14 protein-coding genes and 1 tRNA gene are annotated in these 16,752 nt (G+C 61.4%); 9 read left to right on the top strand and 6 right to left on the bottom strand.

Annotation, left to right across the window (positions count from 1 at the left end):
• The first annotated feature begins 16 nt into the window (after positions 1 to 16).
• The gene (locus BLW80_RS16680) at positions 17 to 253 is read left to right on the top strand and encodes a hypothetical protein (protein WP_093758790.1); all 237 of its coding nucleotides are present in this window, start codon (positions 17 to 19) and stop codon (positions 251 to 253) included.
• 78 nt (positions 254 to 331) lie between these two features.
• Positions 332 to 628: an antibiotic biosynthesis monooxygenase family protein gene (locus tag BLW80_RS16675; RefSeq protein ID WP_093758789.1), complete on the top strand. Its 297-nt coding sequence runs from the start codon at positions 332 to 334 to the stop codon at positions 626 to 628.
• Between the two features lie 140 nt (positions 629 to 768).
• On the opposite strand, the gene BLW80_RS16670 is transcribed toward BLW80_RS16675, so the two are convergent.
• The 3 genes from BLW80_RS16670 to BLW80_RS16660 form a co-directional block, all read right to left on the bottom strand.
• Positions 769 to 1,920 carry an AI-2E family transporter gene (locus tag BLW80_RS16670; protein WP_170849685.1) on the bottom strand — a complete coding sequence of 384 codons (1,152 nt, stop codon included), beginning with the start codon at positions 1,918 to 1,920 and terminating at the stop codon, positions 769 to 771.
• Between the two features lie 137 nt (positions 1,921 to 2,057).
• Positions 2,058 to 3,098, bottom strand: a complete 1,041-nt coding sequence (locus tag BLW80_RS16665; protein ID WP_093758788.1) for a radical SAM protein — start codon at positions 3,096 to 3,098, stop codon at positions 2,058 to 2,060.
• Positions 3,098 to 3,427: a hypothetical protein gene (locus tag BLW80_RS16660; protein WP_093758787.1), complete on the bottom strand. Its 330-nt coding sequence runs from the start codon at positions 3,425 to 3,427 to the stop codon at positions 3,098 to 3,100. Before BLW80_RS16660 ends, BLW80_RS16665 begins: the two co-directional genes overlap by 1 nt.
• Positions 3,428 to 3,608: 181 nt before the next feature.
• Here BLW80_RS16660 and BLW80_RS16655 point away from each other — a divergent pair, with 181 nt between their 5' ends.
• Positions 3,609 to 4,295 (top strand): hypothetical protein, encoded by a 687-nt coding sequence (locus BLW80_RS16655; protein ID WP_093758786.1) that lies wholly within the window; start codon positions 3,609 to 3,611, stop codon positions 4,293 to 4,295.
• Between the two features lie 78 nt (positions 4,296 to 4,373).
• Here BLW80_RS16655 and glnA read toward each other — a convergent pair whose 3' ends face one another.
• Positions 4,374 to 5,783, bottom strand: a complete 1,410-nt coding sequence (glnA, locus tag BLW80_RS16650; RefSeq protein ID WP_068730911.1) for a type I glutamate--ammonia ligase — start codon at positions 5,781 to 5,783, stop codon at positions 4,374 to 4,376.
• A 188-nt stretch (positions 5,784 to 5,971) separates the two neighbouring features.
• Positions 5,972 to 6,310, bottom strand: coding sequence for a P-II family nitrogen regulator (locus BLW80_RS16645; RefSeq protein ID WP_068730910.1), 339 nt, complete (start codon positions 6,308 to 6,310; stop codon positions 5,972 to 5,974).
• Between the two features lie 442 nt (positions 6,311 to 6,752).
• Between BLW80_RS16645 and BLW80_RS16640 the strand changes: the two genes are divergently transcribed.
• Entirely contained in the window at positions 6,753 to 8,249 is a 1,497-nt protein-coding gene (locus BLW80_RS16640; RefSeq protein ID WP_093758785.1) for an NAD(P)H-hydrate dehydratase, read from the top strand.
• Between the two features lie 6 nt (positions 8,250 to 8,255).
• Here the strand turns inward: BLW80_RS16640 and BLW80_RS16635 are convergent, their stop codons facing one another.
• A complete protein-coding gene (locus tag BLW80_RS16635; protein WP_093758784.1) occupies positions 8,256 to 9,572 on the bottom strand; it encodes a multicopper oxidase family protein in 1,317 nt (438 codons plus the stop codon).
• Between the two features lie 150 nt (positions 9,573 to 9,722).
• Here BLW80_RS16635 and BLW80_RS16630 point away from each other — a divergent pair.
• The 5 genes from BLW80_RS16630 (at position 9,723) to lon (ending at position 16,719) form a co-directional block, all read left to right on the top strand.
• Positions 9,723 to 9,807 (top strand) — tRNA-Leu (locus tag BLW80_RS16630).
• A gap of 161 nt (positions 9,808 to 9,968) precedes the next feature.
• Positions 9,969 to 11,321 (top strand): trigger factor, encoded by a 1,353-nt coding sequence (gene tig / locus BLW80_RS16625; protein ID WP_093758783.1) that lies wholly within the window; start codon positions 9,969 to 9,971, stop codon positions 11,319 to 11,321.
• A 309-nt stretch (positions 11,322 to 11,630) separates the two neighbouring features.
• On the top strand, positions 11,631 to 12,266 hold the full coding sequence (locus BLW80_RS16620; RefSeq protein WP_089264576.1) for an ATP-dependent Clp protease proteolytic subunit: 636 nt from the start codon (positions 11,631 to 11,633) through the stop codon (positions 12,264 to 12,266).
• Positions 12,267 to 12,710: 444 nt separating this feature from the next.
• Positions 12,711 to 13,985: an ATP-dependent Clp protease ATP-binding subunit ClpX gene (gene clpX, locus BLW80_RS16615; RefSeq protein ID WP_089264575.1), complete on the top strand. Its 1,275-nt coding sequence runs from the start codon at positions 12,711 to 12,713 to the stop codon at positions 13,983 to 13,985.
• 307 nt (positions 13,986 to 14,292) lie between these two features.
• Positions 14,293 to 16,719, top strand: a complete 2,427-nt coding sequence (gene lon, locus BLW80_RS16610) for an endopeptidase La (protein WP_093758782.1) — start codon at positions 14,293 to 14,295, stop codon at positions 16,717 to 16,719.
• The last annotated feature ends 33 nt before the right edge of the window (positions 16,720 to 16,752 follow it).

The following is a 16,752-nucleotide window of genomic DNA, read 5'->3' as shown; positions in this document are numbered from 1 at the left end:
TCCCTATGGTCATCGCATGATGACCTCGCCTGACTCGACTTCCAATACTGCTTTGATGTCGCTCGAAGCGGCTGCCGCTTCGGCCCGTGCCGGCTTTGCCTGCATGTTTTCGAGCTCGGACGAATACGAGACCGCGCTGATCACCGAGCGTCGTGCGCAGGGGCGCTACGGCGCGCAGCACGGCAAACTGCCGGTCATCGCTTTCATCGGCTGCTGCGTCATGGTCGTCGGCACGGTTCTACTGTTCGCCTGATCACTTTTCGGCGGCTCCTTCACCGAACCCCGACTTTGCGGTAAAGACACCGACCGCAAAACAAAGGGTCGGGAAACCATGATCACTGAAATCGCACAGATCGACGTCAAGCCGGGCACCGAGAAGGATTTCGAGGCGGCCGTCGCCAAGGCGAAGCCGCTGTTCCTCCGCGCCAAGGGCGGCAAGGGCTTCGAGCTGCACAAGTCGATCGAGATGCCGTCGCGTTACCGTCTCGTCGCCAAGTGGGAAACCCTCGAAAACCACACCGTCGATTTCCGCAGCTCGCCCGATTTCGCTGAATGGCGCGCGCTGGTGGGCCCGTATTTCGAAACGCCGCCTTATGTCGAGCACACCGAGACTGTGCTGACGACGTAAGAATAACCCAAACTCAGTCCCTCATGGTGAGGAGGCGCTTCTTCAGCGCCGTCTCGAACCATGAGCTGACTTGGCTCGAAGCCTGTGGCCATCCTTCGAGACGCGCGCCTTCGGCGCGCTCCTCAGGATGAGGGATCAGGTTAAGCCGCCATCGCCTTATCCTGCGCGGAGGCTTCGTCCTCTTCGCGCATGAAGTCGATGACGACTTTCACGATCGCCAGCACCGGCAGCGCCAGTGCGAGGCCCCAGACGCCGAACACCACGCCGAGCAGGATCTGGAACGCGAACAGCGTGGCCGGCGGAATGTCCAGCGCCTGCCGCTGCAGGATCGGCGTCAGGATGTAGCTCTCCAGCGCATGCACGCCCATGAACAGCGCAAAGGCTGACGCGGCGGCGACCCAGCCCGAGGCGAGGCTGGCGAGCACGACGATCAACCCGCCGAGCAGGGCGCCGACGGTGGGAATGAAGGCGAGCAGGCCGGCCTGAACGCCGAGAATGAAGGCGCTGGGAATCCCGATCAGCTTCAGCCCGATCCAGGTAATGGCGCCGACCACCACCATGGTGAGCATCTGCGCGATCAGCCAGCGCTGCAGCGTGTCGCTGATGCGATCGACGATGACCGTCATCGGCCCGCGATGTTTTCGCGGCGTCAGGTGCAAGAGCCCTTTGCGGTAGACGCTGGGCTGTGCGGCAAACGACAATCCCAAGAACAGCACGATGAAGAAGTTGCCGACCGCGCCGACGGTACCGAGCAGGATTTTCAGTGTCTGGCTGACAATGGCGCCACCTGATGATGCGATGGTGCCGGCGCTCGGCAGGCCGCCGCTGGACTTCGGTGTTGAGGTGGCGGGCGACGTGCCGGGCTCGGCGGGCGTATCCGACGTGATGCTGTTGAAATCGAAATAGCTGGTGTCGACGCCGTGCTGCTCGAGATAGGTCTTTACGTTGACGACCTGTGACTTGAGGGTGCCGGACAGCGTCTTGGCCTGATTGGCGATGGTTGATCCGCCGAGATACATCACGCCCACCAGCATCGCGGCGAGCACGATGCAGATCATGACGAGCCGCATGGGATGCGGGCCGCCCATGAAGCGCCCGAATAATTCCGTCAGCGCATTGAGCGCTACACCGAGCAGAATGCCTGCGAAGATCAGGAATAGCGTTCCCGAGAAGTACCAGGCGAAGCCGATGAGGATCGCAAAGGACACCGTGGCGATGCCGCCCGCCGTGATCGCCCAGGTCAGGTCGCTGCGCGCCAGATCGCGCGTCTGGACATTGGCTTCTGCGGGCACTGGAAATCCTTTTCGTGTTCGATCATCCACTCTTTCTTCAAATTTCGCTTGGATCAAGCGAAGATGAAGAAATGGGCTGACCGGATCGAAAGGATCTATGGGCGGCTGAAAATCATCTCCGGGAGCGCACCGCGCGACTAGGGATGATGACGCGTGTGCGACTGGTCCCGCCAGAGATCGCTCAACGCGGCCGGGGTCAGCATGCCCAGGGATTCCAGCAGCAACAGTTCATGTTGCAGGCTTTCGGCGCGCCCCGACAGGAAGCGGTCTAGGACCCGATTGTAGCGATCGTCGGTGAGGGCAATCTTGCAGGCCTCGCAATTGCCACCGATGGAATCCGCTGGTGGCGGGGAGGTGCCATCCTGTTTGCTGATTTCTGTGATCAAGGCGTAGGGGCCTCGCAGGAATAGCCATTGAAATAGTGAATTCCGGAAGCCCTGCTGGAAATCGTCCTTCAACCTGCCGGGTTCGCACTGTTCCGAAATTGCCAGCCGTCTGGTGTCGGGAATGACGCCACAACAGGCCAGCAGCTTGCCTTTTGCGCTCAGCGTCGGTCCCGTCATCACATAGGGGCAAGGACCGAGATAGCCATGTTGCTTGAGTGGTTCGTCACGCAGTTTGTCCTCCGCGCGTCCGGTCCTGTTCAGCTGGGACTCGCATACCACGCTCAGTCGCGTGCCGAGTTCACCCAGTTCTGTTAGGATCCGCTCGCGGGGCCATGCCGTCGAGGCCGACTGGACGGTATTGATCGCTGTCGCGATGCCGCGTTCGACGGCCGCGGTCGCGACGTTCCGGATCGCGTCGAAGGCAACAAATTCTTCGTGGTAGTCGTCCCAACTGATGCTGAGCTCATCCAGTCCCGCCGCATGGACCTCTCCGATCCGTTTGCGCGCATAGTCGAGCTTGTTGCCGAAATATGCGCTCGTCACGACGCGTGTGCTGAAGCCACGTGCCTTGGCGCGGGCGATGAAAGCGGGCAGGTCTTTTGCCTGCAGAAAAGGCTCTCCCCCTGTAAAGGCCACCATTTGAATGTTGTCGGGCAGTTCGTCGATGCAGTTCAGAACATAAGCGGGATCGAGCCGATCCTTGACCGACGGGCTCGATCCGAAACAGCAGTGGGCGCACGTCAGCGGACACGTATAGGTCACGTGAATGGCGAACGTGCTCGCGGTCAGCATCAGAACGCAACCGCGATTTTTGTGCTCGCAACGGAATAGGAACCGGCCGCGACGGCCCACGCCGTTGCTTCGCCGCCAACCTGTGTGAGGCTCAGGTCCTGAAGCGAATTTATGCCGACCAGTTTCTTGCTGAGCTGAGTGCTGATGCCGAGGTCGATACTGAGGCCGAAATCCCTGGCGAAGCTTGCCGGATCCGCAGCGAACTTTTTGAAGTTGGCTGCATCTGTCAGGGCCTTGTTCAACGCGAAATTATCGGCGCCGTCCTTCTTCAGTTCGATGACCTGGCCATCGACCAGAAGCGATGCGGAAAGAGAAGGGATTTTGGGCATGGTGCTTTCCTCGCGAATATCGTGGATACAATCTATTTAGTGTAATTCATCAATATACTCGGTATAGTTGTTTTTCCCATTGATGCAAGCAGTTTCTGTCCGCGCGCCCGCCGCGTTGGGACGAGGCTTGTTTGACGGCGCCTTTGGCATCGGGCATGGCCGATGGGGGAGGCCAATAATAATGAACATGCTGAAATGGGTCGGTCCGCTCGGACTGCTCGCTGCCCTGGTGATCGGCGATCAGATCAGGATCAACCGGCCCGCGCACAAATATCGGCTGACCATGGAGGTCGAGACGCCGGACGGCGTGAAGTCGGCCTCGAATGTCGTCTCCGTGCATCCCTATCGGGGCTACCAACCTGCCGGCAAGGTGACGTCACGGGGCGATGCCGTGGTCGTCGATCTCGGCGGCGGCAGGAATCTCGCCGCGCTGATGCTGCACGACGACAAGGGCAGCGCGGATTTCGACGGCGCCAATTTCGTGGCGATGCGCGCCTATCAGGCGGCGGGGCGCAAGATCGCCTTTCGCGATGTCAGCAGCCAGACCGGCGCCGTTCCGGTGACCGGCGAATTGATGCCGGTGCTGGCCAGTTTCACAGACCCCCGGGATGCATCGACGGCGCGGAGACTGCAGCCGGATGATCTGTCGCCCCTCGGCGCTGGCACGCGGCTGCGCGGCGTCACGGTGGAGGCGGTGCCGAATGGTCTGTGGCCGATCGATTTCGGCGGGGGTCTCGGCGAACCCGTCACGCGCGGTGTCACCGCGAAGCTGCCGTGGGCGACCAGCGAAGGGGAGGCAGCCAGGGCGCTTGCGGCGATAGGCTTCCCGAACGCGCCTGAACCGGCGATGGCGCTGGCCCGCAAATAGGCGCCAGGAGAGGCGCAACGAAAAAGGCGCCCCGTTGCCGGAGCGCCTTGATCGTTCGAACTGCGATCCCTGAGGGGATTACAGCGAGTAGTACATGTCGAATTCGACCGGGTGCGGCGTCATTTCGTAACGCATCACTTCGGTCATCTTCAGTTCGATATAGCTGTCGATGAAGTCGTCATCGAACACGCCGCCGTTCTTGAGGAAGCCGCGGTCCTTGTCGAGGTTCTCGAGGGCTTCGCGGAGCGAACCGCACACCGTCGGGATCGACTTCAGCTCTTCCTTCGGCAGATCGTAGAGGTCCTTGTCCATGGCCGGACCCGGATCGATCTTGTTCTTGATGCCGTCGAGACCGGCCATCAGCATCGCGGCGAAAGCGAGATACGGATTGGCCATCGGATCCGGGAAGCGGACTTCGACGCGCTTGGCCTTCGGGTTGGTGGTGTAGGGGATGCGGCAGGAGGCCGAGCGGTTGCGCGCGGAGTAGGCGAGCAGCACCGGGGCTTCATAGCCGGGGACCAGACGCTTGTAGGAGTTGGTCGACGGATTGGTGAAGGCGTTGATCGCCTTGGCGTGCTTGATGATGCCGCCGATGTAGTGGAGGCAGGTCTCGGAGAGATCGGCGTACTTGTTGCCGGCGAAGGTCGGCTTGCCGTCCTTCCAGATCGACTGGTGCACATGCATGCCCGAGCCGTTGTCGCCGAAGACGGGCTTCGGCATGAAGGTGGCGGTCTTGCCGTAGATGTGCGCGACCTGATGGATGCAATACTTATAGATCTGCATCTGGTCGGCCATGTAGGTCAGCGTGTCGAACTTCATACCGAGTTCATGCTGGGCGGACGCCACTTCGTGGTGATGCTTCTCGACCTTGACGCCCATGCGCGCCATGGCGCCGAGCATTTCCGAGCGCATGTCCTGCACCGAGTCCTGCGGCGGGACGGGGAAGTAACCACCCTTGGTGCGGATGCGGTGGCCGAGATTGCCGCCTTCATATTCGGTGCCGGAGTTGGTCGGCAATTCGGACGAGTCGAGCTTGAAGCCGGTGTTGTAGGGGTCGCTCGAAAAGCGGACGTCGTCGAACACGAAGAATTCAGCTTCCGGACCGACGAACACGGTATCGCCGATGCCCATGGACTTGACCATGGCTTCGGCCTTCTTGGCGATGCCGCGCGGGTCGCGATTATAGGGCTCGCCGGTGGAGGGCTCGAGAATGTCGCAGGTGATGACCATGGTGGTCTCTGCGAAGAACGGATCGATCGTCGCCGTTGCCGGATCCAGCATCAGCATCATGTCGGACTCGTTGATCGCCTTCCAGCCGGCGATCGAGGAACCGTCGAACATGGTGCCTTCGGCAAACATTTCTTCATCGACCATCGAGACGTCGAAGGTCACGTGCTGCCACTTGCCGCGGGGATCGGTGAAACGCAGGTCGACGTATTTGACGTCGTTGTCCTTGATGGACTGCAGGACTTCTTTGGCGGTCGTCATGGGGCTCCCTACCTTTATTTGCGGGCCGATTTCCGGGACGTAACAATCTGTCGTGACGATCAGGTCACAACGGCATGTTTTCAACAAGACAAACCGTCAACAACAGAAGGCTGCCGAAGCAGCCTTTTTGGTGACGCCTTGAAGCGTTGAATGTCGGATAGCACCCGGCTTGGAGAGCGTCCAGTCCGTCAGATCGCGTCGAGTCCGGACTCGCCGGTACGGATGCGCACCGCTTCCTCGATGTTCGACACAAAGATCTTGCCGTCCCCAATGCGGCCGGTTTGTGCGGCGCGACGGATGGCATCGATCGCCTTTTCGACGAGGTCGTCGCCAATCACGATCTCGATCTTCACCTTGGGTAGAAAGTCGACGATGTATTCAGCGCCGCGATAAAGTTCGGCGTGGCCCTTCTGACGGCCGAAGCCCTTGGCTTCCGTGACGGTAATGCCTTGCAACCCGACTTCCTGAAGAGCCTCTTTCACCTCGTCCAGCTTGAAGGGCTTGATGATGGCTTCGATCTTTTTCACTGAACGTCTCCCCGGCACTTCCAATCAGGCCGCAAGTTATTTGCCTCAAGTAGCTTTGACCATTGTGCGTTGTGCGCACACTGTTCGATACCCAATTTCGGGCGTTATTACGCTGCCGCCACGCCGCACAGACGAAATCTCGCCCGATGCGGTAGACGGTCGGCCACCCCTGTCTCTTGAACAGGTGTCTTTCAACATTTGCCGGTGAGCGCGACGGACCCGAAGCTGGCTTCCCTAAAAGCAGGGTCCGTGCCAAGTTCGCTCCTCGGCTATTTTTGAAGCATTATCAGGTTATTACATCGCACCTGACGAGGTTCGCATCAAGCGTATTCGATTACTTTTGCCTACATAGTGATCAAAGTGATCACATGATGTGCAGTTTTACTCTGCTGCGTTCGCGTGTGACGCGAGTGCCTTCCAAAAAGGCGTAATGAGAAGCGAGATGAATATTCTAACGACGGACGAGATGGCGCGCGCCGATCAACTCACGATTGCGGCGGGCACGCCAGGCTTCAAACTCATGCGCGCCGCCGGACGGGCGGTCGCGGATGTGGCGGGCGAGCTGGCCGAGGAGGGGGCGATCCTGGTCGTTGCCGGTCGTGGCAACAATGGCGGTGATGGCTTCGTCGCGGCGGCCGAGCTCGCGGCGCTGGGGCGTGACGTTTCGGTGATCCTGCTCTGCGACCGGGCAACGCTGAAGGGCGATGCGGCGCTGGCTGCCAAGGGATGGAAGGGTGAGGTGCTGCCCTGTGATCCCTCCTTGATCGGGCAGCCGGCTTTGATCATCGATGCGTTGTTCGGCGCCGGGCTCAATCGTCCGGTCAAGGGCGATCCGCTGATCATGATCGACGCCATCAATGCGGCCGGCGTGCCCGTGCTGGCTGTCGACCTGCCGAGCGGTATCAACGGCGATTCAGGAGCCGTGATGGGCGGCGCTATCAGGGCGACCGAGACCGTAACGTTCTTCAGGCCCAAGCCGGGCCATCTGCTGGTGCCGGGCCGGGTGCATTGTGGCCGGCTGCGGGTGATCGACATCGGCATCGACGAGGATGTGCTGGCGGAAATCCGCCCGCAGACCTTCGAGAACAATCCGGACCTGTGGGCCGACGCGTTTCCGGTGCCGAAAATCAACAGCCACAAATTCTCGCGCGGCCATGCCGTGGTGGTCTCGGGCGACATCGCCGCCACGGGCGCTGCCCGGCTGTCCGCCCGCGCAGCGCTGCGCGGCGGGGCTGGGCTGGTGACTGTGGCGTCGCCGCGCGATGCGCTGGCGGTCAATGCCGCCGCGCTGACGGCGGTGATGGTGCGGCCGGTGGATACGTCGGTGGAGTTCGCCGCGCTGATCGGCGGCAAGGTGTCCGCCTGCGTGATCGGGCCGGGCGCTGGCATCGGTGAACGGACGCGCATGTTCGTGGAGGCCATCCTGGCCACGAAGCGACATGCGGTGCTCGACGCCGATGCGCTGACCAGCTTCGCAGAGGCGCCCGAGCAGCTGTTCGGTCTGATCAAGGCCAGCCCGGAATCCGGCGTCGTGTTGACGCCTCATGAAGGTGAATTTTCACGCATCTTCAGTAAGGTGGACGGGAAACATCCAGCGTTATCTAAATTGGAGCGCGTTCGTCTGGCGGCGCAAGAGTCGGGTGCTATCGTGCTGTTGAAGGGGCCGGATACGGTCGTGGCATCGCCGGATGGCCGAGCCGCCATTGCTGCCAACGCGCCGCCATGGCTGGCGACTGCCGGTTCCGGCGATGTGCTGGCCGGCATCATCGGCGCGCTGCTGGCGCAGGGCGTTCCGGCCTATGAGGCCGCCTGTATCGGCGTCTGGATGCATGGCGAGGCGGGCAGCGAGGCCGGCCCCGGGCTGATCGCCGAGGATCTGACCGAGGTGCTGCCGGCGGTATTCCGCCGGCTCTATGACCAGCTTGGTATCCAGTACTGAGAAGGCCTAGTCGACGCCGTACCAGCGGACCTGCCGCGGAGCGGCCCAGTCGGCGACGAAGGCCTCCATCAGCCAGCGCCCGACATTGTTGGCGGCAAAGGCGATGCGCTGGGTCTGACCGGCATCCAGCGCCAGGGTGTCGAGCCAGAACGGTTTCCAGCCGTCATCGAGCCTGTCGAGCAGGCGGACGTGATGGCCGTGGATCTGGAATACCATCGGGCTTGTGGCCCGGTTGGTCAGCGCAAGCACCACGGTGCGGCCGGGCTTGGTCCGGAATGCCGGCGGCGTGCCGGCGGACAGGTCGACCGGCTTCACCCATTCGGGACTGACGGCGCTCAGGGCCATATCGACGCGCAGCGCGCCCTTGAGATCGAGCTGAGCTGGCAAACCGTTGGAGGGCAGCGGCGCGGCGGCCGGCAGGGGCGTGGCCCGTAGCGGTGGATCGTTGGACATTTGGATCTGGCCGATCGGCCGGGCTGTCTTGCCGTCATGGAGCAGGATCGCCGAGGTCGATCCCGCCGGCCTGACGGCGTCGAGGAAGACGTCAACCCGCGTTCCGGGCGCCAGCACCACCTGATTATTACGGGCAGGGAATGGCTCCGAGGGCTGACCGTCGATAGCCATCACGCGGACCTCGTGATCGTCAAATTTCAGAGCAATCACATTGCGTTGGCAGCCATTGATAAGACGAAGTCTGAGCCGTTCGTTGACCCGGGCCGACAGCTCCAGCGTGGATTTCCGGTTGATCAGGAACAGCGCGGCGGCGTCTTTCGGATCGCTGGCGGGGGCGAGCAGACTGCCGTCCGGCCTGAGGCGGAAGTCCTCGATCAGCAGCACCTCGTCGCGGTCCACCTCGACCGGATCGCTCTCCTGGACGACCAGGCTGCGAACCTGGGACGGCAGCGCCTGACCGTCGCCGAGCAGGCGCATGTCCAGATACGATGTCCCGGCGCTGCGCATCTGCAGCTTGAACGCGTCCTTGGCCCCGGCCGCGACCGGCTTGCGGTCGAGCAGTGGTCCTATCCCGGACGAGCCGTTAATGCCTCGGCAGTTCAAGACGATAGGTATAGACAGCTGATTGGCGAGTTGAACTGTGATCTCGTCGCCGCGGTTGAAACGCAGCGGACCCTTCTGGGCCGAATGGAGCGTCCAGGCCTCGGTGGAGGCACCGGGCTTCACCGGGAAGGGATCAGCCTTGGCCTGTAGCTCCAGCGCGGCGACGGCTTGCGCGAGGCTGACCCGGGGCAGAATCGGGGCGATCAACGTGCTCCCGGTGCCTGCAAGCAGGGTCCGGCGCGTGAGGGGGAGAAAGCGGTTCGTCATGCCCAAATCCCGACCATTTTGCCGCGCCAAAGTCCAGTTGCCGGGGCTGCGGCAAGTAAGCCGCTATGTGACCATTTTTTTGCTGCGAACCACGGTCCCCATGTTATAAGCCCGCCGCTCGCGACATCGCGGCCGGACATGATGTTTTTCGCGGGCGTGGCGGAATTGGTAGACGCGCTGGATTTAGGTTCCAGTGACGAAAGTTGTGGGGGTTCGAGTCCCTCCGCCCGCACCAAGCGCACATAGCGTTTGACCATGACGATTTTCGGACGTGTTTCCGCAAGGTTGGCCTTGCAGAGACAGTTCGCACCACCGGCGCAGGCTCTGGCCTGATGCCGCACAGATTTACAATGTCCGGGCCATTGGGCCGGACCAAGCGGGAAGAAGATTGACGCCATGCAGGTGAATGAAACCCTCTCCGAGGGATTGAAGCGCGAGTTCTCGGTCAACGTGCCGGCTGCCGACATCGAAGCCAAGGTCGATGCGCGCCTCGATGACATGAAGGGCAAGGTCAAGCTCAACGGCTTCCGCCCGGGCAAGGTTCCCGTCGGTCACCTGAAGCGTCTCTATGGTCGCTCGGTTGCCGCCGAAACCGTCGATGAATTGATCCGCGACACCAACACGCAGATTTTCACCGAGCGTGGCTTCAAGCTCGCTTCCGAGCCGAAGATCACCATGCCGACCGAGCAGAAGGAAGTCGAAGACATCCTGTCGGGCAAGTCGGACCTCAATTACACCGTCGCCATCGAAGTCGTGCCGCCGATCGCGCTCGCCGACTTCAAGAGCTTCACCGTCGAGAAGCCGGTGGCCGAAGTGACCGATGCGGACGTGGATGAAGCCATCAAGCGCGTCGCCGACCAGAACCGTTCGTTCACCGAGAAGACCGGCAAGGCCGAGTCAGGCGACCGCGTGACGGTCAACTTCAAGGGCACCATCGACGGCGTCGCCTTCGAGGGCGGCACCGGCGAGGAGATCCCGGTTGCGATCGGCTCCAACACCTTCATCCCGGGCTTCGAGGACCAGCTGATCGGCATCGCCGCCGGCGAGACCCGCACCCTCAAGGTGTCGTTCCCGGTCAACTATGCGAGCGAGACGCTGGCCGGTAAGGCCGCCGAGTTCGAGACCACCGCGGCCAAAGTGGAATCGCCGGTCGACACCGTGATCGACGACGAGTTCGCCAAGACCCTCGGCCTCGAGTCCCTCGACAAGCTCAAGGAAGCCGCACGCGAGCGTCTCGTTGCCGAATTCGCCGGTGCGACCCGCCAGCGCGTCAAGCGCCTGCTGCTCGACCGTCTCGACGAGACCCACAAGTTCGATGCGCCTCCGTCGCTGGTCGACGAAGAGTTCAAGCTGATGTGGAATTCGATCCAGCAGGAGATGGCATCGTCGGGCAAGACTTTCGCCGACGAGGACACCACCGAAGAAGCCGCTCAGGAAGAGTATCGCAAGATTGCCGATCGCCGCGTGCGCCTCGGTCTCGTGCTCTCGGAGATCGGCGAGAAGAACAAGATCACCGTCAGCGATGACGAGGTCAGCCGCGCTGTGATCGAGCGCGCCCGTTCGATGCCGGGCCGCGAGAAGGAAGTGTGGGATTTTTACCGCAGCAATCCCAACGCGCTGGCCCAGCTTCGTGCACCGATCTACGAGGACAAGGTCGTCGACTTCATCCTCGAACTGGCCAATGTGACCGAGAAGAAGGTGTCCAAGGACGACCTTTACAAGGACGAGGACGAGAAGACTGCGGCCTGAGCCGCTTCTTCTTAGAAGACGTTAAAAGAAACGCCGGTCGGGTCCTCCGGCCGGCGTTTTGACGTTAAGGATACCGCTCGAAACAGGTTCCAAAAGGGCTCCAGCGCTTTGCGGTGGCCGTCCGAATCGGCTTGAACTGAGGTTCAGGGCGGCATGTGGATCGGTGGTCTTGTTGCCGCTCGATTGGTCCATATCTGTGGGCTCTGTTTATTGTTCCTGCATCACGGGACGTTCGTCCTCTCCCGGCAAACCGTAACCGGTTCCAGTCTTGCCGATGGACGTGTGTCTCCTCCAACTTTCGGGTGATCAATGCGCGATCCGGTAGAAACCTACATGAACCTCGTCCCGATGGTGGTCGAACAGACCAACCGCGGTGAACGGGCTTACGATATCTTTTCGCGCCTTCTGAAGGAGCGCATCATCTTCGTGACCGGTCCGGTCGAAGATGGCATGTCGACGCTGACCGTTGCCCAGCTTCTGTTTCTCGAAGCCGAGAATCCGAAGAAGGAAATCTCGATGTACATCAACTCGCCCGGTGGCGTGGTGACGTCGGGTCTAGCGATCTACGACACGATGCAGTTCATCCGTCCGCCGGTGTCGACGCTGTGCGTCGGTCAGGCCGCGTCGATGGGCTCGCTGTTGCTGACGGCTGGCGCAAAGGACATGCGCTTCGCGCTGCCGAACGCCCGCATCATGGTTCATCAGCCGTCAGGCGGCTTCCAGGGCCAGGCCACCGACATCCTGATTCATGCCAAGGAAGTCGAGAGCCTGAAGCGCCGGCTCAACGAGATCTATGTGAAGCACACGGGGCGTGCTTACGAGGACATTCACAACGCGCTCGAGCGCGATAATTTCATGACCGCGGATCAGGCGAAGGATTTCGGGCTGATCGACAAGGTCATCGACAAGCGCGCTGAAGAATCGACCCCGGCGAAGCCGGCCTAAACGACGCCGTTTCGGCGAACATATCGAGACGAGACAGACGGCGCCCGCGCGCCGCCTGTCCCAAGCCAGCCATATCGATCAAGTTATTCCCGAATTGGTACTATGTGCCGACGCCAGCAGACGCGAGAGTTCCGCTTTCGTGCTGGTCGGGTGGTGTCATTCACGCAACGTTCCCCAATTTTCGGGGTTCTCCCGCGCAAATGCCGCAAATCACGCTATTGTCACGCTCCAGGCGATGGAGCCGATTAGCGAATTCTTGATCATCGGCTGTCAGCATGGTTCGCTGATGCGGATCGGTTAGTATCGCGGGGATTCGAGTGAGCCGTGATTCGAGCGGCATTCTGGAACGAGGTCTTTTTTGGTACGGATTTTGCTCTATCTACGGGATATGTCCCGTAACTGGGCGACCGGCAGACAAAGATCGAACGGCGGACGGAGATAGGAATGAGTAAGGTCGGTACCAGCGACTCCAAGAACACGCTGTATTGTTCGTTCTGCGGCAAGAGCCAGCACGAAGTTCGCAAACTGATCGCGGGTCCTACCGTCTTCATCTGCGACGAATGCGTTGAACTCTGCATGGACATCATCCGCGAGGAGAACAAGTCCTCGCTGGTCAAGTCGCGCGACGGCATTCCGACGCCGAAGGAAATCTGCAAGGTGCTCGATGACTACGTCATCGGTCAGTTCCATGCGAAGAAGGTTCTCTCGGTCGCGGTGCATAATCACTACAAGCGCCTCAACCACCAGACCAAGCACAACGACGTCGAACTCGCGAAGTCGAACATCCTGCTGATCGGTCCGACCGGTTCGGGCAAGACGCTGCTCGCGCAGACGCTCGCCCGCATTCTGGATGTGCCGTTCACGATGGCTGACGCGACGACGCTGACCGAAGCCGGTTATGTCGGTGAGGACGTCGAGAACATCATTCTCAAGCTGCTGCAGGCGGCCGACTACAATGTCGAGCGTGCGCAGCGCGGCATCGTCTATATCGACGAAATCGACAAGATCTCGCGCAAGTCGGACAATCCGTCGATCACCCGTGACGTGTCGGGTGAGGGCGTGCAGCAGGCTCTGCTGAAGATCATGGAAGGCACCGTTGCCTCCGTGCCTCCGCAGGGCGGTCGCAAGCATCCGCAGCAGGAATTCCTGCAGGTGGATACGACGAACATCCTGTTCATCTGCGGCGGTGCGTTCTCGGGCCTCGAGAAGATCATCTCCTCGCGTGGACGGACCACCTCGATCGGCTTCGCAGCGCAGGTTCTGGCACCCGAAGATCGCCGCACCGGTGAAATCTTCCGACATGTCGAGCCGGAAGATCTGCTGAAGTACGGCTTGATCCCCGAATTCGTCGGCCGTCTGCCAGTGGTCGCGACACTCGAGGATCTCGACGAGACCTCGCTGAAGAAGATTCTGATCGAGCCGAAGAACGCGCTGGTCAAGCAGTACCAGCGCCTGTTCGAGATGGAGAACATCGAGCTGACCTTCGCCGATGAGGCGCTGGGCGCGGTGGCCCGCCGGGCTATCGAACGCAAGACAGGTGCACGTGGTCTGCGGTCGATCCTGGAGAGCATCCTGCTCGAAACCATGTTCGATCTGCCCGGTCTGGAAGGTGTCGAGGAAGTCGTCATCTCCAAGGAGGTTGTGGATGGGACGGCTCGTCCGCTCTACATCTACGCCGACCGTTCGGACCGGACGGCGGAGAGCAGCGCAAGCGCCTGATCGGCGCGGCTTTCGGGCTCATCGACTTAAGTTCAATAGGCGGCTGCCGGTGATCGGCAGCCGCCTATTTTATTGCTGCTACGCTCTGTAAACCGCCCTTGTTCATGGGTATTTCCGCGACTTGACACCCCCCCGGCCCATAGCCACCTAATGCTCTCGGCGAACACAAAATCTCCCTCAAGATTCGCCATAACGATCCGGACACGTAGAGCCTGAGACGGCCGAGCAAAGACGGAAAATCGGCACCTTGTGCGGTTGCGCCATCGGGCGGACTGCTTGCAAGGGGGCACAGCAAAAGGAATGGGCCATGACTGCCTCCAAACCCCGGCCAACCATTGTTCACGGCGAAAGCCACTCCTATCCGGTGTTGCCGTTGCGCGACATCGTCGTCTTCCCGCACATGATCGTGCCTCTCTTCGTCGGCCGCGAGAAATCGATCCGCGCGCTCGAAGAGGTGATGAAGAACGATGCGCTCATCATGCTCGCCACGCAGAAGAATGCGTCGGACGATGATCCATCGCCGGACTCGATTTACGAGATCGGTACGCTCGCCAGCGTGCTGCAGCTTTTGAAGCTTCCCGACGGCACCGTGAAGGTGCTGGTGGAAGGGCTCGAGCGCGCCAAGGTCGAGAAGTATTCCGATCGCACTGAATATTACGAAGCGACCGCAGTCGCGCTGGCCGATACCGATGCGAAGAGCGTCGAGGCGGAAGCTCTGTCGCGTTCGGTGGTCTCGGACTTCGAGAGCTATGTGAAGCTCAACAAGAAGATCTCCGCCGAAGTCGTCGGCGTCGTGCAGGCGATCACTGATTTCGCCAAGCTCGGCGACACCGTTGCGTCGCATCTCGCCGTCAAGATCGCGGATCGCCAGGGCATCCTGGAAACGCTGTCCGTCACAGCGCGCCTGGAGAAGGTGCTCGGCCTGATGGAGAGCGAGATCTCGGTGCTGCAGGTCGAGAAGCGCATCCGCTCGCGCGTCAAGCGCCAGATGGAGAAGACCCAGCGCGAGTACTATCTCAACGAGCAGATGAAGGCGATCCAAAAGGAGCTCGGCGACGACGAGGGTCGTGACGAGCTGGCCGACATCGAAGAGAAGATCGCCAAGACCAAGCTGTCGAAGGAAGCCCGCGAGAAGGCGCAGCACGAGCTGAAGAAGCTGCGCCAGATGTCGCCGATGTCCGCGGAAGCGACCGTCGTGCGCAACTATCTCGACTGGCTGCTGTCGATTCCGTGGGGCAAGAAGTCCAAGGTCAAGAAGGACCTCGCTGCGGCGCAGGCCGTGCTGGACGACGATCACTACGGGCTCGAGAAGGTGAAGGACCGTATCGTCGAGTATCTCGCGGTGCAGACCCGCGCCAACAAGCTGAGCGGGCCGATCCTGTGCCTCGTCGGACCTCCCGGCGTCGGCAAGACCTCGCTCGGCAAGTCGATCGCGAAGGCGACCGGACGTGAGTTCGTGCGCGTGTCGCTCGGCGGCGTGCGCGACGAGGCGGAGATCCGCGGACATCGCCGGACCTATATCGGTTCGATGCCCGGCAAGATCATCCAGTCGATGCGCAAGGCCAAGACGACGAATCCGCTCTTCCTGCTGGACGAGATCGACAAGATGGGCGCCGATTTCCGCGGCGATCCGTCGTCGGCTCTGCTTGAGGTCCTCGACCCCGAGCAGAACGGCACCTTCGCCGATCACTACCTGGAGGTCGACTACGATCTGTCGAACGTGATGTTCATCACCACGGCGAACACCCTGAATATTCCGGGCCCGCTGATGGATCGTATGGAGATCATCCGGATCGCCGGCTACACGGAGAACGAGAAGGTCGAGATCGCCCGCAAGCATCTCATTCCGATCGCGCTCTCGAAGCACGGTCTGGATGCCAAGGAATGGTCGATCGACGACGACGCCTTGCTCTTGATGATCCGCCGCTACACCCGCGAAGCGGGCGTGCGTAATCTGGAGCGCGAGCTCTCCACACTGGCCCGCAAGGCCGTGAAGGAGCTGATGCTCTCGAAGAAGAAGGTGGTGAAGGTCACCGAGAAGAATCTCGAAGAGTTCCTGGGCGTGCCCAAGTATCGCTACGGCGAGATCGAGAGCGACGATCAGGTCGGTGTCGTCACCGGTCTGGCATGGACGGATGTCGGTGGTGAATTGCTCACCATTGAAGGCGTCATGATGCCCGGCAAGGGCCGCATGACCGTCACCGGCAACCTGCGCGACGTGATGAAGGAATCGATCTCGGCGGCGGCGTCTTACGTCCGCTCGCGTGCGATCAACTTCGGGATCGAACCGCCGCTGTTCGAGCGGCGCGACATCCACGTCCACGTGCCCGAGGGTGCAACGCCGAAGGACGGTCCGTCCGCAGGCGTGGCGATGGCGACGACGATCGTGTCCGTGCTCACGGGCATTCCGATCCGGCACGATGTCGCCATGACCGGCGAGATCACGCTGCGCGGCAGGATCCTGCCGATCGGTGGTCTGAAGGAGAAGTTGTTGGCGGCGGCCCGCGGCGGCATCAAGACGGTGCTGATCCCCGAGGACAATGCCAAGGACCTCACCGAGATCTCCGATGCCATCAAGGGCGGGCTGAACATCATCCCGGTCGCCCGGATGGACGAGGTGATCGCCAACGCCCTGGTGCGGGCGCCCAAGGCGATCGTCTGGGAAGAGGACACCAAGCTGCCGGTGAAAGCCGACGGCGCGGAAGAGGCCGGTAGCGGCCTGACGGCCCACTGAGGCCGGACTTCTCGACAACAATCAGCGGCGCCC

This window comes from Tardiphaga sp. OK245, from assembly GCF_900108575.1.
GTDB lineage: Bacteria > Pseudomonadota > Alphaproteobacteria > Rhizobiales > Xanthobacteraceae > Tardiphaga > Tardiphaga robiniae.
Note: the sequence above shows the minus strand (reverse complement) of the source record. Positions and strands in the feature narration are given on the sequence as shown.